This window comes from Mesorhizobium sp. M7A.F.Ca.ET.027.02.1.1, assembly GCF_004022985.1.
Classification (GTDB): Bacteria; Pseudomonadota; Alphaproteobacteria; order Rhizobiales; family Rhizobiaceae; genus Mesorhizobium.
In genome coordinates this window covers 6,889-9,172 of sequence record NZ_RZOL01000246.1, presented here as the reverse complement: position 1 = coordinate 9,172, position 2,284 = coordinate 6,889, and the positions used below count along the sequence as shown (strand labels likewise).

The window sequence follows — 2,284 nt, the reverse complement described above, 5'->3', positions numbered from 1 at the left end:
GATCCGTAGAGACCGTCCTTCATTCTTCAATTCTTCAATTCTTCAATTCCCCTCTTCCTCCCCCTCCACAATCGCCGTCAGAAACCCCGCCAGATCGTCGGTGACGAAATCGACATCATCCTCATTGGCCGGGTCGCGCTCCCAGATCTCGGAAAAGGTCGGCTCGAAATTGCGCGGCACGATAAGCACCGTGGTCATGCCGAGCGACTTCGGCACCGACAGGTTACGGGCAAGGTCTTCGAACATCACCGCATTGTGGCCGGTGACGGCGTGGAGTTCGGCGAACTTCTCGTAGGTCTGGCGCGCCGGCTTGGGATTGAGCCCGGCGGCGACGATGTCGAAGATGTCGTCGAAATGGTCGAGGATGCCGAGTTGGCGCGCGGTGCGCTCGGCGTGCCTGCGGTCGCCATTGGTGAAGATGAACTTGCGGCCCGGAAGCTGGCGGATGGCGGTGCCGAGAACGGGGTCTGGCACCAGCCATGAATAGTCGATGTCGTGGACCTTCTCGAGGAAATCATCGGGGTCGATGCCATGACGTGTCATCAGGCCGTTCAGCGTCGTGCCATATTCGCGGTAGAGTTCCTTCTGCAACTTGCGCGCATCGTCGCGCGGCAATGCCAGCAGCTCGCCGACATAGGCGGTCATCTTGACGTCGATCTGCGAGAACAGATTCGAATGATGCGGATAGAGCGTGTTGTCGAGATCGAAAACCCAGTCGGTGACATGGGCGAAGCGGGCGGGGTCAGGGAGCGTGGTCATGGGCTCCTTATGGCATGAAACGCGCATTCCGGAAGGGACTTTATCCACAACTTCTGCTCGTTGAGGTTGCGTAAATCGCCTCACGATTCAAATTTTAGGCATCTGGGAAAGGTGGCCTTTAGGGCTTGCTGGCAGAGAGGCAGTCTTGTGGGAGCAAGCGATGAACAGCATAATTCTGAGATCCGCCGCCGTTGCTTTCGCCTCAGTCGCGGCCTCTCTCCTGCTGACCCTGATCATCGTTCCGGCCATGGGATTTCCGGTCAACCGCACGATCTGGCTGACCTCCACCCTCTGTCCGCTGGTGCTGGCGTGGGCTGCCAGCGCAAGCACTTTCTGGCAAAGCGACAGGCTGAAAAACGCGCATCGCGATCTCGCCCGAGCCCATGCCCAGCTCGCCGCCGCGCATCGCCGCCTGGCGGAAAAGGCGAGCCGCGACGACATGACCGGCATGCTCAACCGGGAAAGTTTCTTTGCCGCGCTCGACGGTTCGCGCCGCAAGTCCGATCGCGGCGCGCTGCTGATCATCGATGCCGACCACTTCAAGACCATCAACGACAATTTTGGCCACCTGACAGGTGATGACGCGCTGCTTTTGATCGCCAGCGCGATCCAGCGCGGCGTGCGCAGCGGCGATGTGCTCGGCCGCATCGGCGGCGAGGAGTTCGGCGCCTTCCTGACCGGCGCCACCGAGCAGGAGGCCAAGCGCGTCGCCGAGCGCATTCGCCGCGAAGTGGAGCTGATCCGCTTCCGGCCCGTCGACGAGCGGACCATTCCGCTCACGGTCAGCATCGGCGGTACTGTCTGCGGCGAGGAAGCCAGTGTGTCGGAGCTGATGCGCGCCGCCGACCGGCGCCTCTACCAGGCAAAGCACCAGGGCCGTAACCTGACGATCATCGACACCGGCATTTCCGAGGCGGCGTGATCCGATCTGCCGCAACCGGCCTGTTAAGAAAATTCTAACCCTGTTTGCACTCGGTTGTACCGCTTAGCCGGGTTTTCACTGCTTTGCGGCCAGACTTGGCACGATACTGGCTTCCACGGTGATGCATGTGTCGTTCCGGGAATTGCCGTTCTGGGAACGCCATGCAGTGCCGAAGCCCAGCCGAGAGACCAGCCATGAGTTTCATCATCAAGAGAATGTCACGCCGCGCGCTCGTGCAGGCGTTGATCGCATTGCCTGCCCTGTCTTTGTTCCGCAAGCTGCCTGATGCCGATGCCGCCGGTCCAAAGCCCGACCCGAACGAGATCGTCGAGGTCAATGGCTGGATCCTCAAACGGAGCGACCTGGCATGATCTTCGACAGCTACGAGGCGTATCGCGCCGCGAACTTCACTCCAAAAGTCTGCATTCTCGGCTCCGGCCCGGCCGGTATGACCATTGCGCGCAAGCTTGGTGCGGCCGGCATTCCGGTGGTGGTGATGGAGGCCGGTCCGCGCGAATTCAGCGACGAGTCGCAGGACTTTTACCGTGGCAGCACGGTCGGGGATTTTTATTTCGATCTCGACATAACCCGGCTGCGGTTGAT

4 protein-coding genes are annotated in these 2,284 nt (G+C 60.9%); 3 read left to right on the top strand and 1 reads right to left on the bottom strand.

Annotated elements, in window-relative coordinates:
* Positions 1 to 42: 42 nt before the first annotated feature.
* Positions 43 to 759 carry a pyrimidine 5'-nucleotidase gene (locus EN749_RS23530; RefSeq protein ID WP_127808367.1) on the bottom strand — a complete coding sequence of 239 codons (717 nt, stop codon included), beginning with the start codon at positions 757 to 759 and terminating at the stop codon, positions 43 to 45.
* Positions 760 to 919: 160 nt separating this feature from the next.
* Between EN749_RS23530 and EN749_RS23525 the strand changes: the two genes are divergently transcribed.
* From EN749_RS23525 to EN749_RS38975, 3 genes are all read left to right on the top strand, one after another.
* Positions 920 to 1,681 carry a GGDEF domain-containing protein gene (locus EN749_RS23525; RefSeq protein ID WP_127808368.1) on the top strand — a complete coding sequence of 254 codons (762 nt, stop codon included), beginning with the start codon at positions 920 to 922 and terminating at the stop codon, positions 1,679 to 1,681.
* Between the two features lie 194 nt (positions 1,682 to 1,875).
* The gene (locus EN749_RS23520) at positions 1,876 to 2,052 is read left to right on the top strand and encodes a hypothetical protein (RefSeq protein ID WP_081738956.1); all 177 of its coding nucleotides are present in this window, start codon (positions 1,876 to 1,878) and stop codon (positions 2,050 to 2,052) included.
* On the top strand, positions 2,049 to 2,284 hold a 236-nt coding region (locus EN749_RS38975; protein ID WP_245491482.1), incomplete at its 3' end, for an FAD-dependent monooxygenase. The genes EN749_RS23520 and EN749_RS38975, both read left to right, overlap by 4 nt.